The 25,835-nt window shown below is 34.7% G+C and carries 19 protein-coding genes; 15 read left to right on the top strand and 4 right to left on the bottom strand.

The genetic code is table 11. The features are described from left to right. Positions 1–36: 36 nt before the first annotated feature. Positions 37–1,188, top strand: a complete 1,152-nt coding sequence (locus H4V97_RS09100; RefSeq protein ID WP_317192086.1) for a cystathionine gamma-synthase — start codon at positions 37–39, stop codon at positions 1,186–1,188. Between the two features lie 111 nt (positions 1,189–1,299). On the opposite strand, the gene H4V97_RS09095 is transcribed toward H4V97_RS09100, so the two are convergent. After that, positions 1,300–2,100, bottom strand: a complete 801-nt coding sequence (locus H4V97_RS09095) for a THC0290_0291 family protein (RefSeq protein ID WP_196848758.1) — start codon at positions 2,098–2,100, stop codon at positions 1,300–1,302. 279 nt (positions 2,101–2,379) lie between these two features. Between H4V97_RS09095 and gdhA the strand changes: the two genes are divergently transcribed. The 6 genes from gdhA (at position 2,380) to H4V97_RS09065 (ending at position 11,581) form a co-directional block, all read left to right on the top strand. After that, positions 2,380–3,723, top strand: a complete 1,344-nt coding sequence (gene gdhA / locus H4V97_RS09090) for an NADP-specific glutamate dehydrogenase (RefSeq protein ID WP_196848759.1) — start codon at positions 2,380–2,382, stop codon at positions 3,721–3,723. A gap of 125 nt (positions 3,724–3,848) precedes the next feature. Further along, a complete protein-coding gene (locus tag H4V97_RS09085; RefSeq protein ID WP_196848760.1) occupies positions 3,849–6,137 on the top strand; it encodes a T9SS type A sorting domain-containing protein in 2,289 nt (762 codons plus the stop codon). A 58-nt stretch (positions 6,138–6,195) separates the two neighbouring features. Beyond that, positions 6,196–6,909: a DNA repair protein RecO gene (recO, locus tag H4V97_RS09080; RefSeq protein ID WP_196848761.1), complete on the top strand. Its 714-nt coding sequence runs from the start codon at positions 6,196–6,198 to the stop codon at positions 6,907–6,909. 129 nt (positions 6,910–7,038) lie between these two features. Next, positions 7,039–10,509, top strand: a complete 3,471-nt coding sequence (gene ileS / locus H4V97_RS09075; RefSeq protein ID WP_209549530.1) for an isoleucine--tRNA ligase — start codon at positions 7,039–7,041, stop codon at positions 10,507–10,509. A 6-nt stretch (positions 10,510–10,515) separates the two neighbouring features. Next, a complete protein-coding gene (locus H4V97_RS09070) occupies positions 10,516–10,896 on the top strand; it encodes a TraR/DksA family transcriptional regulator (protein WP_196848763.1) in 381 nt (126 codons plus the stop codon). A gap of 85 nt (positions 10,897–10,981) precedes the next feature. Continuing rightward, complete coding sequence (locus tag H4V97_RS09065) at positions 10,982–11,581, top strand: lipoprotein signal peptidase (RefSeq protein ID WP_196848764.1); 600 nt, start codon at positions 10,982–10,984, stop codon at positions 11,579–11,581. A gap of 61 nt (positions 11,582–11,642) precedes the next feature. On the opposite strand, the gene H4V97_RS09060 is transcribed toward H4V97_RS09065, so the two are convergent. Genes H4V97_RS09060 through H4V97_RS09050 form a run of 3 tightly spaced genes read right to left on the bottom strand, consistent with a single transcriptional unit; the run spans position 11,643 to position 13,426 of the window. After that, positions 11,643–11,843 carry a hypothetical protein gene (locus H4V97_RS09060; RefSeq protein ID WP_196848765.1) on the bottom strand — a complete coding sequence of 67 codons (201 nt, stop codon included), beginning with the start codon at positions 11,841–11,843 and terminating at the stop codon, positions 11,643–11,645. Positions 11,844–11,886: 43 nt separating this feature from the next. Continuing rightward, positions 11,887–12,456 (bottom strand): 5-formyltetrahydrofolate cyclo-ligase, encoded by a 570-nt coding sequence (locus H4V97_RS09055; RefSeq protein WP_196848766.1) that lies wholly within the window; start codon positions 12,454–12,456, stop codon positions 11,887–11,889. After that, the gene (locus H4V97_RS09050; protein WP_209549529.1) at positions 12,443–13,426 is read right to left on the bottom strand and encodes a succinylglutamate desuccinylase/aspartoacylase family protein; all 984 of its coding nucleotides are present in this window, start codon (positions 13,424–13,426) and stop codon (positions 12,443–12,445) included. Before H4V97_RS09050 ends, H4V97_RS09055 begins: the two co-directional genes overlap by 14 nt. A gap of 127 nt (positions 13,427–13,553) precedes the next feature. Between H4V97_RS09050 and uvrC the strand changes: the two genes are divergently transcribed. The 8 genes from uvrC to pgi all read left to right on the top strand — a co-directional run bounded on the left by uvrC (position 13,554) and on the right by pgi (position 25,526). Next, positions 13,554–15,347 (top strand): excinuclease ABC subunit UvrC, encoded by a 1,794-nt coding sequence (gene uvrC, locus H4V97_RS09045; protein ID WP_209549528.1) that lies wholly within the window; start codon positions 13,554–13,556, stop codon positions 15,345–15,347. 10 nt (positions 15,348–15,357) lie between these two features. Further along, a complete protein-coding gene (locus H4V97_RS09040; protein ID WP_209549527.1) occupies positions 15,358–17,730 on the top strand; it encodes a patatin-like phospholipase family protein in 2,373 nt (790 codons plus the stop codon). A 220-nt stretch (positions 17,731–17,950) separates the two neighbouring features. Next, positions 17,951–19,108 carry a homogentisate 1,2-dioxygenase gene (locus tag H4V97_RS09035; protein WP_196848770.1) on the top strand — a complete coding sequence of 386 codons (1,158 nt, stop codon included), beginning with the start codon at positions 17,951–17,953 and terminating at the stop codon, positions 19,106–19,108. A 196-nt stretch (positions 19,109–19,304) separates the two neighbouring features. Then, the gene (gene hppD, locus H4V97_RS09030; protein ID WP_196848771.1) at positions 19,305–20,465 is read left to right on the top strand and encodes a 4-hydroxyphenylpyruvate dioxygenase; all 1,161 of its coding nucleotides are present in this window, start codon (positions 19,305–19,307) and stop codon (positions 20,463–20,465) included. Between the two features lie 294 nt (positions 20,466–20,759). Next, positions 20,760–21,530, top strand: coding sequence for a DUF3108 domain-containing protein (locus H4V97_RS09025; RefSeq protein ID WP_196848772.1), 771 nt, complete (start codon positions 20,760–20,762; stop codon positions 21,528–21,530). Beyond that, positions 21,530–22,465 (top strand): tryptophan 2,3-dioxygenase family protein, encoded by a 936-nt coding sequence (locus H4V97_RS09020; protein WP_196848773.1) that lies wholly within the window; start codon positions 21,530–21,532, stop codon positions 22,463–22,465. Before H4V97_RS09025 ends, H4V97_RS09020 begins: the two co-directional genes overlap by 1 nt. A gap of 25 nt (positions 22,466–22,490) precedes the next feature. Then, positions 22,491–23,711 (top strand): M23 family metallopeptidase, encoded by a 1,221-nt coding sequence (locus H4V97_RS09015; protein WP_209549526.1) that lies wholly within the window; start codon positions 22,491–22,493, stop codon positions 23,709–23,711. A 171-nt stretch (positions 23,712–23,882) separates the two neighbouring features. Further along, entirely contained in the window at positions 23,883–25,526 is a 1,644-nt protein-coding gene (gene pgi / locus H4V97_RS09010; RefSeq protein WP_209549525.1) for a glucose-6-phosphate isomerase, read from the top strand. Positions 25,527–25,835 lie beyond the last annotated feature (309 nt).

Genomic DNA, 25,835 nt, shown 5'->3' with positions numbered 1-25,835 from the left:
TAAATTTGTGAAACTATTTCGCATTTAAAAAATAAAATACATATGAAATTCAATACAAAAGCCATTCACGGTGGTCAGCACCATGATCCAAGTACAGGAGCCGTTATGCCTCCTGTATATCAAACTTCAACATTTGTACAAACAAGTCCAGGTAAGCCGGTAAATCCGGATTATGAATATAGCAGGGCCGCAAACCCTACTAGAACGGCACTTGAAAACGCATTGGCAAGTATTGAAAACGGAACAAGAGGTTTGGCTTTTTCATCAGGATTAGCGGCCACGGATTGTCTTTTACGTTCTTTTAAATCCGGAGATGAAATCATCGCTATGGATGATTTGTATGGTGGAACTTACAGAATGTTTACTCGTATTTATAAAGATTCAGGGATTAAATTTCATTTTGTTGACATGAATGACATTGAGAAATTCAAGTCATTGATTAATGAAAACACAAAACTAGTTTGGGTGGAAACACCGACAAATCCACTGATGAAGTTGGCGGATATTCAAGAAATTGCTAAAATCACAAAGGAGAATAAAATTCTTTTTGCCGTAGATAATACTTTTGCTACTCCTTATTTGCAAAAACCATTAGACTTAGGAGCAGATATTGTAATGCATTCTGCGACGAAATATCTTGGCGGGCATTCTGATGTTATTGCTGGAGCTTTGATTGTAAAAGACGAAGCGCTGGGAGAACAATTGCATTTTCAACAATTTGCAACGGGAGCTACGCTAGGACCAATGGATAGTTTTTTAGTGTTGAGAGGAATAAAAACCTTGCATTTACGCGTGCAGAGACATTGTGAGAATGGGGAAAAAGTGGTTGCATTTTTAGACAATCATCCAAAAGTAAAAAGAGTTTATTATCCAGGATTGCCAAGTCATCCGTATCATGAAATTGCCAAAAAACAAATGAGTGGTTTTGGAGGAATGGTTTCTTTTACTTTTGCTTCAGGCAAAAAAGAGGATGCCATTAAATTTTTGGAGAATCTTAAAGTGTTCACTTTAGCAGAATCTTTGGGCGGAGTAGAATCATTGGCAAATCATCCCGCTTTGATGACACACGCATCGATTCCGGAAGACAAAAGAAAAGAAATTGGAATTACAGATGATCTGGTTCGATTGAGCGTAGGTATAGAAGATGCGGAAGATTTAATTGAAGATTTAAAACAGGCGTTAGCATAATTGCAAAATACAATAGTCAGCTTTTCTCTTTTATAGAGTAGAGTGTAAATAATAAACCCAATTCTGAAATTTAGAATTGGGTTTTTCGTTTTTATAATACTTGTATTTCCACTATTGTAAATAATAAATATAACCAACATTAAACCAAACCAACCAATCGTTTGCTTTGTTTTCTTTATAGAGAGCCGGATTAGGATTTAAACCATCCACCCAGTTGGAGAAGAAATATTGAAATCGTAAGTCCACCATTAAATCGCGTAACGGACTTAATTTATAACGTGTTCCTACACTTGATATAACAGACCAAACGTTCCCTCCTTCAGTGGAAAATCCATAAGGACGACCATCAGTTGGGGTTAGATATTTAGGAAATGTGGTTAAAGGAGTTCCTAATGGGCCCATGGTTGAGTAAGCTTTGGCATTATAATAACTGAATTGACCACCAAGACTTACAAACGGGCCTAACTTGCCAATTGTTGCGGTAAAATCACGAATACTTAAAGGGAAAAATTCCAACTGCATTCCTATATTGGTAATTGCAGTACTTCCTCTCATCGCTCTCAATTGATCTTTTCCTAACGAAGGTTTGCCTTCAGTCCATTGTCCAAAATGTTTTAATTCGGTTTTATTGTAGGATATTTCAGTTCTTAGTTTGAAATGGTCGTTAAAGTAGGTTTCGGGAGTATAGCAGTTACAATCAGCTCTGTAGGAGAAATTTATATAATGAATAATACCAATCCCCATTCCAGTATTTCCAGAATTGGTTTTTAAATCATGACGTTCCCCATAGTCAGATTGAAAGGCCACAGGCCCAGCAATAACTCCTATTTCATGAGAAAATCCAAATTGTGCATTTGAATTATAAGAGAATCCCAATAGGATAATTAAGAATAGTAGTAAATGTTTGACCATTATAAGGTAAGTTTTCATAATCTGAACAAATATATAAAAACATCACTTAGTAATTTAGAAAAATAGAATTTAAAAATAAGTGCACAAAATCTTATTTGGTTACGAAAACCACAACGATTTGGTTTAAAACGAGCGTTTGGGAATGGATTTCTTTGAAAATGCTTAATAAAAAGATAATTCTATTGATAAAACAAAAAAAACGACTCCAATATTGCTAGAAGGCGTATATTTGTACTCACTAACGAAAACGTTTTCTTAAACGTTAATAATCTATTAATCATGTCACAAAGTATTACTACTTTTATCGAATCGGTTGCTAAAAAGAATCCGAACGAGCCGGAATTTATGCAAGCAGTTTTAGAAGTTGCTGAAACAGTAATTCCTTTTATCGAAGAAAATAAAAAATACCAAAACAAAATGCTTTTGGAAAGAATGGTCGAGTCAGATCGTATCATTATGTTTCGAGTAACTTGGATTGATGATAAAGGTGAAACTCAAGTAAATAGAGGATACCGTATTCAAATGAATTCGGCTATTGGACCATATAAAGGAGGACTTCGTTTTCATCCTTCCGTAAATTTAAGTATTTTGAAATTTTTAGCTTTTGAGCAAACGTTTAAAAATAGCTTAACGACATTGCCAATGGGTGGTGGAAAAGGTGGAGCTGATTTTGATCCAAAAGGAAAATCAGATAATGAAGTAATGCGTTTTTGCCAAAGTTTCATGACTGAGTTGTGTAAACATATTGGTGCTGATACGGATGTTCCTGCTGGAGATATTGGTGTTGGAGGAAGAGAAGTAGGATATATGTTTGGTCAATACAAAAGAATCAGAAACGAATTTACTGGTGTTTTGACTGGTAAAGGAATTTCTTTTGGTGGTTCATTAATCAGACCAGAAGCGACAGGTTATGGAGCAGTGTATTTTGCTCAAAGCATGTTGGCTACAAAAGGAGATAGTTTTACAGGAAAAACAGTTGTGGTTTCCGGTTCAGGAAATGTGGCGCAATATGCTACTGAAAAAGCGACTCAATTAGGTGGAAAAGTGGTTACTATGTCAGATTCTGCTGGATATATTTATGATGCTGATGGAATTGACGCAGAGAAACTAGCGCACGTAATGGTAATCAAAAATGAGTTAAGAGGTAGAATTAGTGATTATGTTACTAAATATCCAACCGCAAAATACGTTGCAGGAAAACGTCCATGGGATGTAAAATGTGATATTGCGTTGCCTTGTGCTACTCAAAACGAATTGAACGAAGACGAAGCAAAAGCTTTAGTGGCACACGGATGTATCTGTGTTGCTGAAGGAGCTAACATGCCAACTATGCCTGATGCGGTTATTGTTTTTCAAAAAGCAAAATTATTATTCGCTCCAGGAAAAGCATCTAATGCTGGTGGAGTAGCAACTTCAGGTCTAGAAATGTCTCAAAACTCATTGAGATTGAGCTGGAGTTCTGAAGAAGTGGACGAAAGGTTAAAAGGGATTATGTTAAATATTCACGCTTCATGTGTGAAATATGGTTCTGATGCAACTGGTTATGTTGACTATGTAAAAGGAGCAAACATTGCAGGATTTGTAAAAGTAGCTGATGCTATGCTAGCTCAAGGAGTAGTATAAATCGGTTTTAATTATAATTTAAAATGCCTTCTACCTATATTAAGGATAGAAGGCATTTTTTTTGTGTAACAAAATTCTAATACTTTCGTTTGTTCTATATTTGTAAACCAATATTCATACAAATAATGAAAAACAGGCTTTTACTTTTTGTATTACTCATAACAGTACAATTGGGTTTTTCCCAAAACAATCTCTTGTGGCAAGGCTATTTTTCCTATAATGAAATTACAGATCTTTCGGAATCATCATCAACTATTTATGCAGCTTCGGAAAACGCATTGTTTTCTAAGAATACCACCACAAGCCAAATTAAAACCACCAATACTATTGACGGGCTTTCAGGGCAAACGATTTCATCATTATATTATAGTGAGGCATTCAATAAAACATTGGTTGGATACGAAAATGGATTGATGATTGTCATAAATGAAGCGGATGGAAGCATGCTGAATGTGGTCGATATTATTAATAAACAACTTCCTTCAAACATAAAAAAAATCAATCACTTCATGGAATTTGAAGGCATTGTTTATGTCTCCTGTGATTTTGGAATTGTTCAGTTCAATTTAAAGACGCTGCAATTTGGAGACACCTATTTCATCGGCGGTAATGGCGCAGAAATAAGTGTGAAACAGACCACAATATTCAATGGATTTATTTATGCGGCCACAAATACAGGCGTTAGAAGAGCAACTATTTCTAATAAAAACTTAGTTGATTTTAATCAATGGGAGTTGATTGTGGCAGGAAATTGGTTCTGTGTGTCAAGCTTTGGTACAGATTTGTATTCCATTAATTCTTCGGGATATATTCATAAATATGATTCCAACTCGAATTCTTTTATAGGATATAAAGCGCTTGCTCAACCTTCACAGGATATGCGAGGGACAGCGGATTACTTGATAATAACCACTTTGAACAGTATTTATGTTTACAACAAACAGATGGTGCTCGTTCGTCAAATTAATTCAAACCAAATCACCGAAACGAATCCCAATTTTACTTGCGCAACAATTATAGGGGATACGATTTTTATTGGAACAAAAGCTGACGGATTGATAACCACTTCTCTTTTGTCCTCCACGATGTTTGAAAATAGCACTCCAATTGGGCCATCGCGAAATAATATATTCGCACTTCAAGCAACTACAGATCAGCTTTGGACCGTATTTGGAGATTACACCGTGGATTACAATCCTTACGAATTAGATAGTTACGGCATAAGTAAATACAATGCTTCCGGATGGTTGAATATTCCTTACAAAAAAGTTTTAGGGGCAAAATCACTGGTTAGAATCACGGTTAATCCAGCAAATGAGAACGAAGTTTATGTCAGTTCATTTTTCTCAGGATTGCTAAAAATCGTAAATGACGAGCCTAAAATTCTGTATAATCAAACTAATAGTGGTTTAGAAACGCTAACTTTTTTGGGACCAAATTACATTGATGTGAGGATAAATGGAACTGCATTTGACAAATCCGGTAATCTTTGGGTTACCAATAGCAGAGTAAAAAACGGTTTAAAAGTATTGAAATCGGGAGGGCAATGGCAAAGCTATGCAATGGACAATATTCTGAATTTATCCAATGAAAACAGTTTTGGGCGAATGGCAATCGATAAAAACGGAACCAAATGGCTTTCTACAAGCAGAGACGGGGTTATAGGTTTTAATGAAAGTATTAATAAATTTAAAAAAATAACTTCAGGTCCCGATACGGGTAATTTACCTATTTCGGATGCAAGGGTTGTTGCCGTTGATGCCAGAAACCAACTTTGGATAGGCACTACAAAAGGCTTGCGAATTTTGTCTAATGTTGGGAGTTACCTGACTGATGATAAACTGACTACAAACCCCGTAATTATTTTAGAAGAAAATTTGGCACAAGAGTTACTTTACGAACAATTTATCACCGATATTGTTGTGGATGGGGCCAATAATAAATGGATTGGCACCGCCGATTCAGGTGTGTTTTTAGTCTCGCCAAACGGACAGGAAACCAAATATCATTTTACCACCAGCAATTCGCCTTTGCCAAGCAATGTTATAAATGACATTGATATAAATAGCAAAACAGGCGAAGTTTTTATTGCTACCGCCAAAGGATTGATTTCTTTCAAAGGAGTTGCAACGGCAGCGAATGATGATTTAAGCAATGTTTTTGTTTACCCAAATCCTGTGCGACCGGAATATGAAGGAACCGTAAAAATTGCCGGATTACTGGATAAAGCCAATATTAAAATCACCGATATAGAAGGGAATTTAGTTTATGAAACCATTTCCGAAGGAGGAACCATAGAATGGGATACCACTGCTTTTGGAAAATACAAAGTCGCTTCGGGAGTGTACATGATTTTTATTTCGGCGCAAGACGGGATCGAAACCAAAGTCAAAAAAGTAATGATAATCAGGTAAATTAAAGAGTGAATTTAATTTTTCAATCTTTAAATTTTTCAATCTTTAAATTAAAATAGTGCAAGTTAAAACCAAAGCGATCGTCATTTCCTCGTTAAAATTTCAGGAAAAAAGCTTGATTGTGAAGTGCTTTACGCAGTCTCATGGATTAAAATCCTATTTTGTCCGGGATGCTTTTTCGAGTCGAAAATCCAATCAAAAAATCGCTTACTTTCAACCGATGACAATTCTCGAAATCGAAGCCGTTCACAAAAACAAAGGCACTTTAGAAAATTTCAAAGAGATAAAAATCGCTTCCCCTTTTCATTCGATACATTCGGATATTTACAAAAGTACTATTGTGATGTTTATTTCCGAAATCCTGCATCATTCTATTCACGAAGAGGAAAAAAACGAACACTTATTTACGTTTTTGGAAACCGCTTTGCATTGGTTGGATAACCATGACGAAATCGCTAATTTTCATTTGATATTAATGTTGGAAACCACAAAATACCTCGGTTTTTATCCAGATATTTCTGATATTGATATGCCTTTTTTCGAAATGACCGAAGGTATTTTCACGCCTTTTCACGCGATTAGTTCGCTTACCGAACATGAAACTAATTTGTTTAAAAAACTGATCGATTTAAAATTCGATAATGACCAAAAAGTATTTCATGTCATTGAAAGACAAATTGTTTTGAAGATATTAATTGATTATTATAGTTATCACCTTGACGGGTTCAAAAAACCAAAATCTCTGGACGTTTTAAAAGAAGTTTTCTCCTAGAATGTACTATTGTCGGACTTATGATGAATTTTATCGAATTCTCTATTCAATTTTGTCTATTTTCTCTCATCTTTTCTTTCTTTTATTCAAAATTCCTTACTTTCGCACCTCGATTTAGAAAAGGATAAAATGAGCACAAAATTTACTGAATACAAAGGACTTGACTTACCAACTGTAGCGTCAGAAGTTCTGGATTTTTGGAAGAAAGAAAACATATTCGAGAAAAGCGTAACCACTCGTGAAGGAAACCAACCATTCGTGTTTTTTGAAGGTCCGCCTTCGGCAAATGGATTGCCTGGAATTCACCACGTAATGGCGCGTGCTATTAAAGATATTTTTTGCAGATATAAAACTCAAAAAGGTTTCCAAGTAAAGCGTAAAGCCGGTTGGGATACGCACGGATTGCCTGTGGAATTAGGTACCGAGAAAGAATTAGGAATTACCAAAGAAGATATTGGGAAAACGATTTCCATCGAAGAATATAACGAAGCGTGTAAAAAAACCGTGATGCGTTATACGGATGTATGGAATGATTTGACCGAAAGAATGGGATATTGGGTTGATATGGAAGATCCATATGTGACATACAAATCCAAATATATGGAAACGGTTTGGTGGATTTTGAAACAAATCTACAATAAGGATTTGATGTACAAAGGCTACACGATTCAACCGTACTCTCCAAAAGCCGGAACTGGTTTAAGTTCCCACGAAGTCAACCAACCGGGAAGTTACCGTGATGTGACTGATACTACTGTTGTGGCGCAATTTAAAGTGATTGAGGAACATAGAGAATTGTTGTTCTCTAAGTTTTACGAGTACATCACTTCAAAAAACTTACAACATTACAAATTAGAAGCTTTGGATTTAGATGAAATCTTTATCTTAGCTTGGACCACAACGCCATGGACTTTGCCAAGTAATACGGCTTTGACTGTAGGTCCAAGAATTGAATATGCTTTAGTAAAAACATTTAACCAATATACTTTTCGTCCGGCAACATTGATTTTGGCTAAGAATTTAGTTGGAAAACAATTCGGAAAAGGTTTCTTCGAAAGTGGGGAACCAGCTGATTTTGAAAATTTCAAAGAAGGCGATAAGAAAATTCCTTACCAAGTTCTTGCGGAATGCAAAGGTTCTGATTTAGTGGGAATAAAATACGAGCAATTGTTGCCATTTACATTACCGTATCAAAATCCAGAAAATGCTTTCCGAGTAATTTCAGGTGATTTTGTAACTACCGAAGATGGAACAGGAATTGTACATACTGCGCCAACATTTGGTGCTGATGATGCAAAAGTGGCTAAGGAAGCTACGCCAGAAGTTCCGCCAATGTTAGTTTTAGACGAAAATGGAAATCCTGTTCCGTTAGTAGATTTACAAGGAAAATTCACTTCTCACATGGGTGAATATGCCGGAAAATATGTAAAAAACGAATATTATAACGATGGTGAAGCGCCAGAACGTTCTATAGACGTGGAGCTTGCCATTCGATTAAAAGAAGAAAATAAAGCCTTCAAAGTAGAGAAATACGTACACAGTTATCCACATTGCTGGAGAACCGATAAACCTATTTTATATTATCCTTTAGATTCTTGGTTTATAAAAATCACGGAGGTTCGAGACAGAATGTTTGACTTGAATGAAACAATTAACTGGAAGCCAAAAGCTACCGGAGAAGGTCGTTTTGGAAATTGGTTGAAAAACGCCAATGACTGGAATTTATCGCGTTCCAGATATTGGGGAATTCCACTGCCAATCTGGAGAACTGAAGAAGGAACCGAAGAGATTCTAATTGGTTCTGTTGAAGAATTATACAACGAAATAGAAAAATCTATCGCTGCAGGTTTCCAAAAAGAAAATCCTTTCAAAGGGTTTGAAATTGGGAATATGGCGGAATCAAATTACGATTTAGTTGATTTACATAAAAATGTAGTGGATGAAATTACTTTGGTTTCTGCTTCTGGCAAACCGATGACGCGCGAAGCTGATTTGATTGACGTTTGGTTTGATTCGGGTTCAATGCCTTATGCACAATGGCATTATCCCTTTGAAAACAAAGATAAGATTGACGAAAATAAAGACTTCCCGGCTGATTTTATTGCTGAAGGTGTCGATCAAACGCGTGGTTGGTTTTATACGTTGCATGCTATTGGAACATTAGTTTTCGATAAAGTAGCGTACAAAAATGTAGTTTCTAATGGATTGGTTTTAGACAAAAACGGACAAAAAATGTCCAAACGTTTAGGCAATGCTGCGGATCCTTTCGAAACATTAAAAGAATACGGTCCTGATGCGACGCGTTGGTATATGATATCGAATGCAAATCCTTGGGACAACCTGAAATTTGACTTAGAAGGAATCGCTGAGGTTCGTCGTAAATTCTTCGGAACATTATACAATACGTATTCATTCTTTAGTTTATATGCCAATATTGACGGTTTCAAATTCGAAGAAGCAGAAATTCCGCTAAACGAAAGACCGGAAATTGACCAATGGATTATTTCAGAATTAAATACTTTGGTGAAAGATGTAGATAGTTTTTATGCGGATTACGAACCAACGAAAGCAGCTCGTGCAATCTCTGAATTTGTACAGGAAAACTTGAGTAACTGGTACGTTCGTTTGTGCAGAAGACGCTTCTGGAAAGGGGAATATGCGCAAGATAAAATCGCGGCTTATCAAACTTTATATACCTGTTTGTTGACCATAAGTAAACTAGGCGCGCCTATTGCGCCATTCTTTATGGATAAACTTTACAGAGACTTAACAGTACCAACAATCCCGACGCTTCGGGAAGAAAAATACGAGAGTGTACATTTGGCAGAGTTCCCAATTTCGGTTGAAAACTATGTTAATAAAATGTTAGAGAGCAAGATGCAGAAGGCACAGACCATTTCATCATTGGTTTTATCGCTTCGAAAAAAGGAAATGATAAAGGTGCGTCAACCTTTGCAAAAGGTAATGATACCAGTACTTGACGAGAATCAGAGAGCTGAAATTGAGGCTGTTTCTGACCTTATAAAAGCAGAGGTAAACGTGAAGGAAATCGTACTTTTGGACGATGCTTCTGGTATTTTGGTGAAACAAATTAAGCCAAATTTCAAGGCACTAGGACCTCGTTTCGGAAAGGATATGGGCTTGATTTCTAAGGAGATACAAGGGTTTTCAAAAGAGCAAATCGCTCAATTGGACAAGGAAGGAAGCTTGGATATTGTTATTGCAGGAAATAACGTAACTTTAACATTAGAAGATGTAGAAATAACATCGCAAGATATTGAAGGTTGGCTGGTTGCCAATTCAAACGGAATAACGGTTGCGCTTGATATTACAATTTCTGAGGAGTTGAAACAAGAAGGTATTGCAAGAGAATTAGTAAACAGAATTCAGAATATCCGTAAAGATTCAGGATTTGAAGTTACTGATAAAATTAAGGTTCAATTGAAAAGAAATGGACTTTTGGAACAAGCAATTCTCAAAAATGTAGACTATATTAAATCGGAAACATTAACTAATGATTTGGTTTTTGAAGATGAAATAGAAAACGGTACGGAAATTGAATTTGACGAAATAAAAACAATGATATTAATTTCAAAATAATAGAATATGGTAGATGAAGCTACAAGATACTCTGACGCAGATTTAGCAGAGTTCAAAGTGATAATACTTAACAAAATACAAAAAGCACAAGCAGATTTAGATTTGATAAAAAGTGCTTATATGAATGACTTGAATAATGGGACAGATGATACATCTCCAACATTCAAAGCATTCGAAGAAGGAAGCGAAACTATGTCTAAAGAAGCAAACTCGCAACTAGCTATTCGTCAAGAAAAGTTTATTCGAGATTTGAAAAATGCGCTCTTTCGTGTAGAAAACAGAACATATGGTGTGTGTAAAGTTACAGGTAAATTAATAGGGAAAGAAAGATTGAAAATCGTTCCTCACGCTACAATGAGCATCGAAGCAAAGAATTTGCAAAGATAAACTACTTGTTGTGTAATATTTAACGCTCCTAAGGGAGCGTTTTTTTTGATTAAATTGTTACTTTTGCGCCATTAAAATTTATAAAATGTCTTTACGAAAAGCGTATCTCCTTATTTTTATCATATTGCTTGTTGATCAAGTTTCAAAAATATACATCAAAACTAATTTTATTTTAGGTGAAGAAGTAGAAGTCTTCAAATGGTTTAAAATTCTTTTCATTGAAAATGAAGGAATGGCTTGGGGAACAGTTATTCCTGGAGCTTACGGAAAATTATTCCTCACACTTTTTAGATTAGTTGCTGTTGGGGGTATTGGATATTGGTTATGGGATTCTGTTGAAAGAAAACAGAGCTCTAATTACTTAATTGTTGCCATTGCATTAATCCTTGCAGGAGCTTTTGGAAACATAATAGATTCTGTATTTTACGGCGTTGTTTTTAATGACAGCCACCAAGAATTGGCCACATTGTTTTCAGATAGACCTTATGGGACTTGGTTTCATGGTAAAGTAGTCGATATGTTTTATTTTCCTTTTTGGCAAGGAGATTTACCTAATTGGGTGCCAATTTGGGGCGGAAGAAATTTTACTTTTTTTAATGCAATTTTCAATGTTGCCGATATGGCGATTTCAACAGGTGTTGGAATCTTGATTTTTTTCAATAAAAAAGCATTTCATCACAAATAGATTTCATCCTATCAATAAAATAAGAAAGACCTATTTCAAATTATGAAATAGGTCTTTTTTATTATTTGTTTTGTCCAGGTGCATAGCGTTTAGCGCTTTTTCCACCATATATTTTTTTCGCTTGTCCTGGGGGAAGTTTTTTGGCGTTATAAGAAGATCTGTTTGTGCCCGTTCTTGTGTGAATCGTGCAATTTGATAATGAAATCGCAAATATGCCAACTAGAATAGTTACTGCGAATCTGGAATTTTTAAATATTTTCATAGTTTACTTTGGTTTTATCCGCTGCGAAAGTACGGATAAAAAACTAAAACGAATAAATTGAATTTGGTGTTACACAAAAATCCAATTGTATGTCACTTTCAAAGATATCTGTGATTGTTTCTTCGGCTTCAAAAAATGAAAATCCAATTTTAATGGTTTCCGGATTGCATTCAGATAAAAGAATATCATAAAACCCTTTACCGTAACCCACCCGATGACCTTTTTTGTCGAAAGCTAAAAGCGGAACAAAAACGACCTCAATTTTATGGGAAGGAACTTCAATTCCATCAACTGGTTCCGGGATATTGTATTTATTTTTTTTAATTTTGGTGTTGTCCGTCAGTAAGAAATGGGTCATTTTTCTAGTTTCAAAATCACTTTTAGAAATAATTATGTCCTTGTCTTTACCGGAAAGTAGATGCAGAATAAATTCGGTATTTACCTCATGATGTTCCGTTATGGGTAAGAAAATATGAAAATAGCTTTTCTCCCAAATAGGAAGTTTCAGCAGTTTATTGGCAATTGCCAAACTCATTTCTTCCAACTCATATTCACCAATTTGTTTCCGCAGTGCTTTATACTTTATTCGTAAATTCTTTTTATTCCTCTCCATTTTCTGCAGTATTTGACATGTGATAAATAGCATCGCCTTCATATACAATAGGTGAAAGATTTGCATTTATTACGTAACCGTCATTCGGGGCTTTTATTTTTCGTTCAAATTTTCCGTAGGGATCCGTTATGGTGGCAAGGATAGATCCTTTTTTCAAAAAAGTTCCTATGGTGTTGTAATCATGCAATAATCCCGAACATTTAGCTCTAACCCAGCCAGATTTTTCAATATAGATGGTTGGTGTTTTTTGTTCCGTAACGATGTGTTTGGGATCTAACATATCAAGATGTGAAAGCAATCGTTTGACGCCATTTACGCCTTCATTGGCTATAGCATTATTAATATCAAGAGATTTTCCGCCTTCAAAAAGCAACATTTTCACATTTAATTTTTCGCTGGCACTTCTAAAAGAACCAGAAATATTTTTTGAATACAAAGTAAAAGGAGCATTGAACACATCAGCCAATACTTTTAATTCTTCATTATTATGAGTAAGGCGAATTTGAGGCGCATTGAATCGGCTGGCGCCACCAGCATGAAAATCAACGGCATAATTTACAACTGGCATGATTTCAGTCAAAATATGGAATGCAAATCGACTAGCCAAAGAACCCGTTTTACTTCCGGGAAATACTCTATTTAAATCTCTGCCATCCGGAAATTCCCGTGATTTATTGACAAATCCATATACGTTTATGATAGGAATGCAGATGATTGTTCCTTTTTTTGGCCTGTTAATTTTTTTGCTGATTAGCTGTCGAACGATTTCCACTCCATTGATCTCGTCACCATGAATTCCTGCTGAGAAAAGTACAACAGGTCCATCAATTTTAGAACGGCGGACAATAACAGGGATATTTAATTTGGTTGTGGTATGTAGTCGGGCAATTTCCACATTAATGGTTTTGCTTTCGCCTGGAATAATGCTTTCGCCAAAAATTATTATTGGTGCGGAATTATTTTTTATCATAAGTTCTTGAAAAGATAAAAATAACGATAATTACGAATCACAAACTAAATTTTTGATAAAACTTTCAACAAAAAGATTTCAATGGTATTGATTTGTATTTCGGAAATTTTGAGATTAACTTTGTTACATGAATCCAACAACTTTAGCCCTTCAAATTCAAACCTTGCCAGATAATCCCGGGGTATATCAATATTACGACAAAGAAGGGAAAATTTTGTATGTGGGCAAAGCCAAAAATTTAAAAAAAAGGGTTTCTTCTTATTTTAATAAAATTCATGATACAGCCAAAACCAATGTGCTTGTAAAAAAGATTGTAACCATAAGACACATAGTTGTTCCTACGGAAACGGACGCGCTTTTATTGGAAAACAACCTTATAAAAACCTTGCAGCCTCGGTATAATGTGTTGTTGCGCGATGACAAAAGTTATCCGTGGTTGTGTATCAAGAAAGAACCTTTTTCCCGCATATTTGCTACTCGGAGAATGGTCAAAGACGGATCGGAATATTTTGGGCCCTACACCAGTTTCAAAACGGTCAGTACTATTTTGGAACTGATTAAAGAGCTGTATCCACTTCGAACTTGTAACTATGATTTAAGTAAAAGCAATATCGAAAGCGGAAAATTCAAGGTTTGTCTCGAATATCATATCGGTAATTGTATGGGACCATGTGAAGGTCATGAAACTTTAGAAAATTACCAAAGGCAAGTGGATGCGATTCGTGAAATTCTGAAAGGGAATTTTAAAGAAAGCATGAAAGATTTCAAACGTGTCATGACTGATTTGGCTGCTGACATGCATTTTGAAGAAGCCCAAAAAATCAAAGAAAAAATAGAAGTGCTGGAGAACTATCAATCTCGTTCTACCATAGTAAATCCTAAAATTACCAATATTGATGTATTTTCGATAGTTTCTGATGAAAGTGCTGCTTATGTCAATTTTTTACAAATTTCACATGGTTCGATAATTCGGTCGCATACCATGGAGATCAAAAAGAAACTAGACGAAACCGACGAAGAGTTATTAGAATTGGCGATTGTCGAATTAAGGGAGCGTTTTCATTTATTGTCTCGAGAAGTTATTGTTCCCTTCCATGTTGATTTGGGAGAAAATATAAAAATTACCGTTCCGCAATTGGGTGACAAAAAACAAATTTTGGATTTGTCTATTCGGAACGCTAAGTTTTACCGAATTGAACAGTTGAAGCAATTGCAAATTGTAGATCCGGAGCGCCACACCAAAAGGATTATGGCGCAAATGCAAAAAGACCTGCGATTGCCGGTCGAACCACGACATATCGAATGTTTTGATAATTCGAATATCCAAGGAACCAATCCTGTTGCCGCCTGTGTGGTTTTTAAAGATGGGAAACCAAGCAAAAAAGACTACCGCCATTTTAATATAAAAACCGTCGAAGGCCCCGATGATTTTGCTTCGATGACCGAAGTAGTTTATCGCCGTTACAAAAGATTATTAGATGAAGAACAGCCTTTGCCACAATTAATCATCATTGATGGTGGAAAAGGGCAATTGTCATCGGCACTGAAAAGTATTGATGAATTGGGTCTGAGAGGAAAAATTACCGTAATTGGAATTGCCAAAAGACTGGAAGAATTATTTTACCCCGGCGATTCCATTCCGCTTTATTTAGACAAAAAATCGGAAACCTTGAAAGTGATTCAGCAATTGCGTAACGAGGCGCACCGTTTTGGAATTACGCATCATAGGGATAAAAGGAGCAAAGCGGCACTGAATTCTTCGATAGAAAGTATTCCAGGAATTGGTGAGAAAACAATGCTAACGTTAATTCAACATTTTAAAAGTGTTAAAAGATTGAAATTAGCGACAGAAAATGATATTTCTGGCGTTATAGGAGTATCAAAAGCAAAAAAAATTGTCGAATTTTACAAGAACAACTAGCGTTTTTTTTATGAGCCTATTCCAGCTGTTCGTTTCAAGCTTTCTGCAAAAAATCTTTTTTTCTAATAAAAAAAAAGGAGCTTCTACGGTCGCTCTTTTTTTTCAGGAAAAAATAGATTTTTTACCTTCAAGGCTTTTTACTGCCATCTGGGGCTTTACAAGACATTCAACAGCGGGGTTTTTAACTATTTTTTATTTTCTATTTTCTATTTTCTTTGTCGTTCAAAATTCATTCTCGCAAGAGCAAAAAAGACCAAAAATCGGTTTAGTTTTAAGTGGCGGCGGTGCCAAAGGCTTTGCGCATATCGGGGTATTGAAAGTATTGGAGGAATCCGGTATTAAAATTGATTATATAGGAGGAACTAGTATGGGAGCCGTTGTTGGCGGATTGTATGCTGCAGGATATAATGCCAGTCAGCTTGATTCAATATTCACGTCAACAAATTTTGATGAACTATTGAATGACTTCATCCCAAGATCGTCCAAAAATTTTTATGAAAAACGAAATGATGAACTATATGCGTTAGTCTTACCCTTTAATAAATTCAGAATAGGAATTCCCGAAGCATTGTCAAAAGGGATGTACAATTATAATTTATTAAGCAGACTGACCAGAAATGTAAGGGATGTAAAAGATTTCAGTAAACTTCCCATTCCCTTTTTATGCATTGGTACTAATATAGAAACTGGAGGAGCAGTAGTGTTAAATAAAGGTAATTTGGCGCAGTCCATGATTGCCAGTTCTGCATTTCCATCCGTTTTTGCTCCTATAGAAATAGATGGAAAACTAATTATAGATGGCGGAGTGACTAACAATTATCCGATAGAGGAAGTCAAAAAACTGGGAGCGGATATTATTATAGGCGTCGATGTTCAGGACGGTCTATTAAGCAGGAACCAACTCAAAAATGCAACACGAATTCTGGTGCAAATTACAAATCTTCATTCGATAGAAAAAATGAAGAAAAACATAGAAGATACCGATATCTATATAAAACCGGATATTAAAGATTACGGTGTTATTTCATTTGACAAAGGAAAAGAAATAATTAGAAAAGGAGAAGATGCGACATTCGCTGTATTTGAAAAAATAAAACTCTTAGTTGACGAGTCCAATCCCTATAAGAAGCCTAAATTAAAAATAGAAAGCGACAGTTTAAATATTACAAACATAAACTGTAATGAGTTAGAAAATTATACAAAAGACTATGTTATTGGAAAATTAAGATTCAAACCAGGAGTTAAAACAACTTATAATAATTTATTAACTGGAATTAATAACCTAAATGCTACTCAAAATTTTAGTTCGATTTCCTATTCATTAGACCCAACGGACGGGAAAGACGATCTGAATATCATTTTGCAAGAGAATTCTACAAAATCCTTTTTGAAATTTGGATTGCATTATGACGGCTTATTTAAAAGTTCCGTTTTGGTTAATCTGACCCGTAAGAAAACTTTATTTAAAAATGACATTGCTTCATTGGATGTGGTTTTAGGAGATAATTTTAGATATAATTTAGATTATTATATTGACAATGGATTTAATTTAAGTTTTGGATTCAAATCACAATTTAATCAATTCAATAGGAATGTAACCAAAGAAATAAGCAGTTTAGATTTAGGGGCTCTTGGAATTAATTCCGTTAATGTGGACTTTTCGGATGTAACGAACCAAATTTACTTCCAATCTTTATTTGTACAAAAATTTTTAATTGGAGGAGGAATAGAATATAAATTTTTGAAAATTAAATCCGAAACCTTGGCCAATATAGATCCTATAATTGACAAAAGTAGTTACGGAAGTTTATTCGGATATATGAAATACGACTCATTTGATGATAAATATTTCCCTAAAAAAGGATGGTATTTTTCGGGAGATATTCAATCCTATTTGATCTCTTCTGATTATACTGGTAATTTTCACCCTTTTTCTATTGCGAAAGGTGATTTTGGAATAGCAGGAACCCTTTTCAAAAAAACGACTTTTAAATTCCAAACTGAAGCCGGTTTTTCTTTTGGGAGTGATAGTGTTAATTTTTTCAATTTTCTTTTGGGGGGATATGGGTACAATATGATAAATAATTTCAGACATTTCTATGGCTACGATTTTTTAAGTATTGCAGGAAATAGTTATATAAAATCTACAGCAACCGTTGATTACGAATTTTACAAAAATAATCATTTCAACTTTTCGGCAAATTTCGCTAACATTGGAGACAGGCTTTTTGAAACTGTAGACTGGATTTCAATACCTAAATATTCTGGTTACGCGCTAGGATATGGATTGGAAACAATCATTGGACCTGTAGAAATTAAATATTCTTGGTCTCCTGAAAATTCTAGAGGATATACTTGGTTTTCTATAGGGTTTATGTTTTAATTGTAATTTATTTCAATAATAATTCCGATATTTGTTATTATGAAAACAACTTGGACCGGTTTATTAGGATATCTGCAATTTCTTATCAAGAGAAATCCTGAATGAGAAATTAATTAGATAATGGAAAATTAAAATAGAGATTCTCTTGAATCAATCTAATTCTATCGTTATCTAAATACTTTATTATCTCTCATTGTATAATTATCTAATTTAAAAAATTATGCCTATCTATCATAAATTGGGAAGTTTTCCCCAAAAAAGACACACACAGTTCGAAAAACCAAACGGTGGTTTGTATTACGAACAACTATTTGGAACAGAGGGTTTTCATGGTAATTCCTCATTGCTTTATCACGTTCACAGACCAACACAAATAAAAGAAATAACAAAATCGTATTCGGTGGAACCAAAAATTGCCATTGGAAAAAACATAAAATCTTTATTGTTAAAAGGGTTTGAGTTAAAACCCGAAGACGATTTTCTGGACAGTCGCAAAGCGATGTTAGTCAATAAAGACTGTACTATAGGACTCGCTGCGCCGAGACAATCATTGCGTAATTATTTCTATAAAAATGCCGACGCCGATGAAATGATTTTCATCCACAAGGGAAAAGGGAAATTGCGTACCATGATGGGAAACATTCCTTTTGAATACGGCGATTATCTGATTATTCCACGCGGAATGATTTATCAAATTGATTTTGAAACGACGGAAAATAGATTGTTTTACGTAGAATCTTTCGCTCCTTTTTATACGCCAAAACGATATAAAAATGATTCAGGACAACATTTAGAACATTCCCCGTTTTGCGAACGCGATTTTATTTTGCCAACAGAGTTAGAAACGCATGATGAAAAAGGTGATTTCCTGATCAAAATCAAGAAAGAAGGAATGATGCATGAAGTAATTTATGCTACACATCCTTTTGACGTTGTGGGTTGGGACGGTTACAATTTTCCTTACGGATTTAGCATTCATAATTTTGAACCCATAACTGGACGCGTACACCAACCGCCACCGGTACACCAAACATTCGAAACGGCAACTTTCGTGGTGTGTTCGTTCGTTCCTAGGTTGTACGATTATCATCCAAAAGCCATTCCAGCGCCATACAATCACAGCAATATTGACAGTGATGAGGTATTATATTATGTAGATGGTGACTTTATGTCACGCAACAATATCGAGCAAGGACATATTACGTTACACCCAAAAGGGATTCCTCACGGACCGGCGCCAGGCGCAATGGAACGTAGTATTGGTCATAAAGAAACCCACGAATTAGCCGTAATGGTCGATACATTTCGCCCGTTAATGGTAACCGAGGAAGCTATGGGATTAGACGACGGTCAATATTATAAATCTTGGGTGGAGTAATAGGGAGCTATTTCCTGCTGTCCGCTGTATCTTTTTTGTTTTTAAAGAAAAACAAAAAAGGATGCCGCTTCCATCAGGGCTAGGGCTTTAGTGTAAATATCAATGTATTTTTAAATTATTAAAATCTTTGTAAATCTGTTTTATCCGCATTAGCTGCGTTCCAAAATTGGATTTGCCAAATCAAAAAATAAATACCATGTCAAAAGAAGTAAAATCAGTAGAATACGGACTAGAAAAAATATTTGAAGGAGCACAAGATTTCCTTCCTTTATTAGGAACCGATTATGTAGAATTCTATGTAGGAAACGCAAAACAGTCAGCACATTATTATAAAACTGCTTTCGGATACCAGTCATTGGCCTATGCAGGATTAGAAACTGGGGTAAGAGACAGAACTTCTTATGTGTTGAAACAAGATAAAATCCGCATCGTGTTGACCACGCCATTAACACAAGATTCTCCAATACACGAACATTTGAGAAAACATGGAGACGGGGTGAAAGTAGCAGCGCTATGGGTAGAAGATGCCACCAGTGCTTATGAAGAAACAATGAAACGTGGTGCTCGATCTTTTATGGAGCCAACGGTTGAGAAAGACGAATTTGGAGAAGTAGTGCGTTCTGGAATTTATACTTATGGTGAAACCGTTCATATTTTTGTAGAACGCAAAAATTATAACGGTGTTTTCTTACCAGGGTATAAAGAATGGAAATCCGATTACAATCCAGAACCAACAGGATTAAAATACATAGACCACATGGTGGGTAACGTAGGTTGGAATGAAATGAATACTTGGGTTAAGTTCTATGAAGACGTAATGGGATTTGTGAATTTCCTTTCTTTTGATGACAAACAGATTAACACTGAATATTCGGCGTTGATGAGTAAGGTAATGTCTAACGGAAACGGACGAATCAAATTTCCAATCAACGAACCCGCCGAAGGAAAGAAAAAGTCACAAATCGAGGAATACTTAGACTTTTATGGTGGACCTGGAATTCAGCATATCGCCATTGCAACAGATGATATTATCAAAACAGTATCGCAATTGAAAGCAAGAGGAATCGAATTTTTGTCGGCTCCTCCGCATACTTATTATGAGGCAATTCCGGAACGTTTGGGAGATCACATGAAAATGATGAAAGAAGATTTAAACGAAATCGAGAAGCTAGCAATCATGGTGGATGCCGATGAAGAAGGATATTTGTTGCAAATATTTACAAAACCAGTGCAAGACAGACCAACATTGTTTTTTGAGATTATTCAAAGAATGGGAGCCAAAGGTTTTGGTGCGGGTAACTTCAAGGCGCTTTTTGAGTCAATTGAAAGAGAACAGGCATTGCGAGGAACGCTATAGAAACGCGTTATTTTTATATAATGTGAAATTTTAACCGATGAACGGTATGTTTTTTTGCATATATTGTGTTAAAGTATATTTTTAACTAAGAAATACTGGGTTTGTTAATTACCTTTGCACTCGCAAAACAGGAAGGGGTGGTTTCCTTCCTAAATTGATATAAATTTCATAATTTATAGTTTTTTGGTTAGTTAATAGCATAAAAACTCAGTCATTATTTGACTGAGTTTTTTTGTTTTAATATATTTGGAACAAAATTTGCAGTTACGGTCATTAATCTGACATAAAAAAGCAATGAAAAAAATACTACTACTCTTAATACTGATTACAACTGTTAGTTTTGATTCTCCTAAAGAAGATGCTTACGAAGCGGGTGAATGGTTTAAATTTAGAATCCATTACGGTGTTGTAAACGCGGGTTACGCAACTTTGGAGGTTAAAGATGCCACAGTAAATAACAGAAAATCTTTTCATGTGATAGGGAAAGGGTTTACTACTGGTATGTCTCGATTTTTCTTTAAAGTGGATGATTTATATGAAAGCTACATTGATAAGGAATCCGGAAATCCAAATCAATTTGTAAGAAAGATTAACGAAGGAGGTTATACTAAAAATCAAGAAGGTTTTTTTAATCAAAGTGCCAATCGAATTCTGGTTAAAGATTATAAGCACAAAACCGAAAAAACACTTATCATTCCAAAAAACACTCAAGACATCTTGTCGGCCTTCTATTATTTAAGAAATTATCCCGGCATTGATAAATTGAGGGTTGGAGAAGCAATCTCGATTGATATGTTTTTTGATAATGAAACTACAAAGTTTAAGTTAAAATTTATTGGACGTGAGGATATTACAACTAAATTTGGCGTTGTTTCCGCTATGATTTTTAGACCTTTGGTTCAATCGGGACGTGTTTTTAAAGAAGAAGAAAGTCTAACCGTTTGGATTTCAGACGACGATAATAAATTACCGTTGCGTATCAAAGCAAGTCTTGCTGTAGGATCAATCAAAGCAGATTTGGACGCATTCAAAGGATTGAAGAATCCGTTTAAAATAAAAAGATAATGAACAATAGTGATAATGCAGAAGTGATTTTAAAAGAAATTGAACTTAAATATCAAGCAATAAACCAGAAGACCGAGACGCAACTAGAAGGATTACTTTGGTCGAAACCTATAACTTACTGGGATTATATTCAAACGGATGCATTATTAAATCTTCAAATTCAAAGAACAACACTTCCGGATGAAATGGTTTTCATCATGTATCATCAAGTAAACGAACTGATATTTAAGATGATACTTTGGGAAATGAATCAAATTTCGTACGCACAAAACATTCAAACTGATTTTTTTACCGAAAGGTTAATGAGAGTTAGTCGGTATTTTGATATGCTGACAACCTCTTTCAGTATTATGGGAGATGGAATGGAAGTGGAGCAATATATGAAATTTAGAAATACGCTTACACCTGCAAGCGGTTTTCAAAGCGCACAATACCGCTTAATTGAGTTTTCTTCTACAGATCTAATAAATCTTATTGATCATCGCTATAGAGACACGATTGATAGAAACACACCTTATGAATTTGCTTTCGAACATTTGTATTGGCAAGCAGCTGGTAAAGATTATAAAACAGGTAAAAAATCATTCCTTTTGGAGGAATTTGAAAGAAAATACAAAAAAATGTTTTTAGGTCACATGGAAGAATATAACACCATAAATATTTGGCAGAAATTCAAACAACTTCCAGACGCAGATCAAAAAAATCCAGAATTAATTACAGCCATGCGTCATTATGATCACACGGTAAATATTACGTGGGTGATGCAACATCTAAACACGGCAAAAAAATATATTGATCAAAGTGGGAAAGGTGATGGAGAAGCGACAGGTGGTAGTGACTGGAAGAAATACATGCATCCAAAATACCAACGAAGAATATTTTTCCCTGAATTATGGACCGCTGCTGAGTTGGCGAATTGGGGAGAAGAAAAATAATTTAAATTACAATATGAATTACAGTTTGAAAAAAGTATTAATTATTATCATAGTATTATTTTCATTAGTATCGTGCAAAAAAACTGAGGTTACATTTGATGATGAAATTGTAAAACCTGTATCCAAAAAAGTTGAATTTGGATTTAAATATTCTGATTTTAATGTGATTAAAGACACGATAAAAAAGGGAGACAGTTTTAGTACTATTTTACAAAATCAAAACATTGGGAACAGAAAAGTATTTGATATTGCAAAAAAAGTTAAAGACTCATTTGATGTCAAAACTATTAGAATAAACAGACCATATACCTTACTGAGATCCAAAAACAAAACCAACAAATTACTGGTTTTTATTTATCAACCGGATGTAATGCATTATTACGTTGTTGATTTACGAGATACAGCCATTGTTGCCTATAAAAAAACATATCCGCTGACGTTTAAAAGCCGCACAATAGGAGGTTTATTAAAGGGATCCTTATCCGAGACTCTTGAGAATGCCAAGGTAGAAGGTTCAATGGCTAGCAAAATTTCTAAAATTTTTGCTTGGTCTATTGATTTTTTTAAACTTAAAAAAGGGGACCGATTTGGTATCACATTCAAAGAACGATTTATAAATGACACTATATATGATGGGGTCGAGAACCTAGAGGCAGCATTTTTTGAATACAAAGGAAAAATTATTTATGCGTTTCCTTATGCTCAAAATTCATCTTCAGGTAAGATTGAGTATTATGATGAAGAAGGCAAGACTTTAAAGAATTTCTTTCTTAAAACGCCTATTAAATTCAGTAGAATTTCCTCTCGGTTTTCAACTAATCGATTCCATCCTGTGCAACATAGGTGGAAAGCACATAAAGGTACGGATTATGCGGCACCATACGGAACACCTATTTCTACCACTGCTGCGGGAACAGTTGAACAAACTGGTTTTACGGCGGGTAATGGGAATTTTGTCAAAGTAAAACACAATGGGACCTATTCCACACAATACTTGCACATGTCGAGAATTTTGGTGAGACGTGGTCAACATGTCAATCAAGGTCAAGTAATAGGGCGAGTGGGTAGCACCGGCTTGGCGACAGGTCCTCATGTATGCTATCGTTTTTGGAAAAATGGCGTTCAAGTGGATGCTTTAAGGCTTAAGTTGCCTAATGGGGAACCTATGAGCGGCGGAAACAAAAGCCGTTTTTTAAAGACAATTGCTCCTTTAAAATGGGAATTAGACAGTGTTTCTAATTTGTAATTTGATTTAATGGCCTTTCTTTATTCTATTGAGATTACTTTCAGTCAATTTCGAACTTCACTTATTTGGCAAAATTATTCTAAATTGTTATATAATTGTAAACCCGTTTTTCATTAAAACTAATTTCAGTATTTTTGCCAAAAATTAAATACAACTACAATCCAAATATAAATGGCTTTAAATACAATAAACCCAACAGAAACCATAGCTTGGAAGAAACTTGAATTGCATTATAATGAAATGCAAACAGCTTCCATGCAAGAAATGTTTCAATCAGATGCTTCAAGAACAGAAAAATTCAATTTAAAATGGAATGATTTTTTAATTGATTATTCGAAAAATATAATCAATGAGGAAACGATTGCATTATTGCTTGACTTGGCAGAAGAAGTAGGACTTAAAAGTGCCATAAACGAGTATTTTGATGGTGAAATTATAAACCAGACTGAAAACAGAGCGGTCCTTCACACAGCTTTAAGGGCTAAAAAATCAGCTATTATAAAAGTTGACGGTCTAAATGTGGTTCCTGAAATTTACGAAGTAAAAAATAAAATAAAATCATTTACCAATGAAGTTGTCTCTGGCCAAAGAGTCGGCTATACAGGTAAACCTTTTACAAATGTTGTAAATATAGGCATTGGTGGTTCAGATTTAGGACCTGCAATGGCAGTTGAAGCATTACAATTCTACAAAAATCATTTAAACGTTCATTTTGTATCGAATGTTGATGGCGATCATGTGAATGAAATTATAAAAAAATTAAATCCTGAAACTACGCTGTTTGTTATTGTTTCCAAAACATTTACTACTCAAGAAACATTAACTAATTCTGAAACGATTAGAAAATGGTTTTTACAATCAGCGAATCAAGAAGATGTAGCCAAGCATTTTGTTGCCGTTTCTACCAATATTGAAAAAGTAACCGAATTTGGTATAAATCCAGACAATGTATTTCCTATGTGGGATTGGGTTGGCGGACGATTTTCATTATGGAGCGCCGTTGGTCTTTCAATAAGCTTGGCCGTGGGATTTGAAAATTTTGACGAATTATTAGCTGGTGCAAATGAAATGGATGAACATTTCAAAAGCGCAGATTTTGACGAAAATATCCCCGTAATATTAGCCTTACTGAGCATTTGGTATAATAATTTTTTTGGTGCCGAAAGCGAAGCTTTGATTCCTTATACACAATATTTACAAAAATTAGCGCCTTACTTACAGCAAGGAACTATGGAAAGTAATGGAAAAAGTGTTGGTAGAGATGGAAAACCGGTAAACTATCAAACAGGAACTATTATTTGGGGTGAACCAGGAACCAATTCTCAGCATGCTTTTTTTCAATTAATTCACCAAGGAACAAAATTGATTCCTACTGATTTTATTGGATTCATAAAACCATTATACGGTGATGAAGATCATCACGATAAATTGATGTCTAACTTTTTTGCTCAAACCGAAGCCTTATTACACGGAAAAACAAAAGAACAAGTGCAAGCAGAATTTGACAAACAAGGACTCTCGGCGGATAAGGCAAAATTTCTTTTGCCATTTAAAGTTTTTACAGGAAACAAACCCACAAATACCATCTTAATACAAAAATTGACACCAAAATCCTTAGGTTCTTTAATTGCATTATACGAGCACAAGATTTTTGTTCAGGGAATTATCTGGAATATTTTTAGTTTTGATCAATGGGGTGTTGAACTTGGAAAGCAATTAGCCAATTCAATTTTAAATGAAATCAATACTGAAGAAGTAAAGAATCACGATAGTTCAACTGCATTTTTATTGAATTATTTTTTAAAGAATAAATAGCACTCATTTTTTTTACAAATAACTTCATAGAAAAACCCTGATTTCACACAAAATCAGGGTTTTCTGTACATAAGTGGCTTATTAGTAGTTTTTTGAAAAATCATTTTATATTTTTTTATTTATTTTAAAATGTTATTTTTTTATCTAATATTCAATGTTATGTGTCTAAAATTGGAATAAATTATTTTTTTTAACAATATATTTATTAATAACATTTAATAGTAAATTAACGACGAAAAAAACACACTTTATTAACGTTGTGTTAACTTTTGAAAGTAAAAATGTTATATTTTTGCCAAATATTTTTAA

Origin of the sequence: Flavobacterium sp. CG_23.5, assembly GCF_017875765.1 — a bacterium.
In the GTDB taxonomy this organism is placed as follows: domain Bacteria; phylum Bacteroidota; class Bacteroidia; order Flavobacteriales; family Flavobacteriaceae; genus Flavobacterium.
Note: the sequence above shows the minus strand (reverse complement) of the source record. Positions and strands in the feature narration are given on the sequence as shown.

Excerpts from the sequence above, each read along its gene's own strand:
- H4V97_RS09035 (WP_196848770.1), top strand. The coding sequence starts at position 17,951 with ATGCCTATCTATCATAAATTGGGAAGTTTTCCCCAAAAAAGACACACA.
- H4V97_RS09060 (WP_196848765.1), bottom strand. The coding sequence starts at position 11,843 with ATGAAAATATTTAAAAATTCCAGATTCGCAGTAACTATTCTAGTTGGC.
- ileS (WP_209549530.1), top strand. The coding sequence starts at position 7,039 with ATGAGCACAAAATTTACTGAATACAAAGGACTTGACTTACCAACTGTA.
- uvrC (WP_209549528.1), top strand. The coding sequence starts at position 13,554 with ATGAATCCAACAACTTTAGCCCTTCAAATTCAAACCTTGCCAGATAAT.
- H4V97_RS09040 (WP_209549527.1), top strand. The coding sequence starts at position 15,358 with ATGAGCCTATTCCAGCTGTTCGTTTCAAGCTTTCTGCAAAAAATCTTT.
- H4V97_RS09025 (WP_196848772.1), top strand. The coding sequence starts at position 20,760 with ATGAAAAAAATACTACTACTCTTAATACTGATTACAACTGTTAGTTTT.
- H4V97_RS09070 (WP_196848763.1), top strand. The coding sequence starts at position 10,516 with ATGGTAGATGAAGCTACAAGATACTCTGACGCAGATTTAGCAGAGTTC.
- gdhA (WP_196848759.1), top strand. The coding sequence starts at position 2,380 with ATGTCACAAAGTATTACTACTTTTATCGAATCGGTTGCTAAAAAGAAT.
- H4V97_RS09085 (WP_196848760.1), top strand. The coding sequence starts at position 3,849 with ATGAAAAACAGGCTTTTACTTTTTGTATTACTCATAACAGTACAATTG.
- H4V97_RS09050 (WP_209549529.1), bottom strand. The coding sequence starts at position 13,426 with ATGATAAAAAATAATTCCGCACCAATAATAATTTTTGGCGAAAGCATT.
- H4V97_RS09095 (WP_196848758.1), bottom strand. The coding sequence starts at position 2,100 with ATGGTCAAACATTTACTACTATTCTTAATTATCCTATTGGGATTCTCT.
- H4V97_RS09020 (WP_196848773.1), top strand. The coding sequence starts at position 21,530 with ATGAACAATAGTGATAATGCAGAAGTGATTTTAAAAGAAATTGAACTT.
- pgi (WP_209549525.1), top strand. The coding sequence starts at position 23,883 with ATGGCTTTAAATACAATAAACCCAACAGAAACCATAGCTTGGAAGAAA.
- H4V97_RS09065 (WP_196848764.1), top strand. The coding sequence starts at position 10,982 with ATGTCTTTACGAAAAGCGTATCTCCTTATTTTTATCATATTGCTTGTT.
- hppD (WP_196848771.1), top strand. The coding sequence starts at position 19,305 with ATGTCAAAAGAAGTAAAATCAGTAGAATACGGACTAGAAAAAATATTT.
- H4V97_RS09055 (WP_196848766.1), bottom strand. The coding sequence starts at position 12,456 with ATGGAGAGGAATAAAAAGAATTTACGAATAAAGTATAAAGCACTGCGG.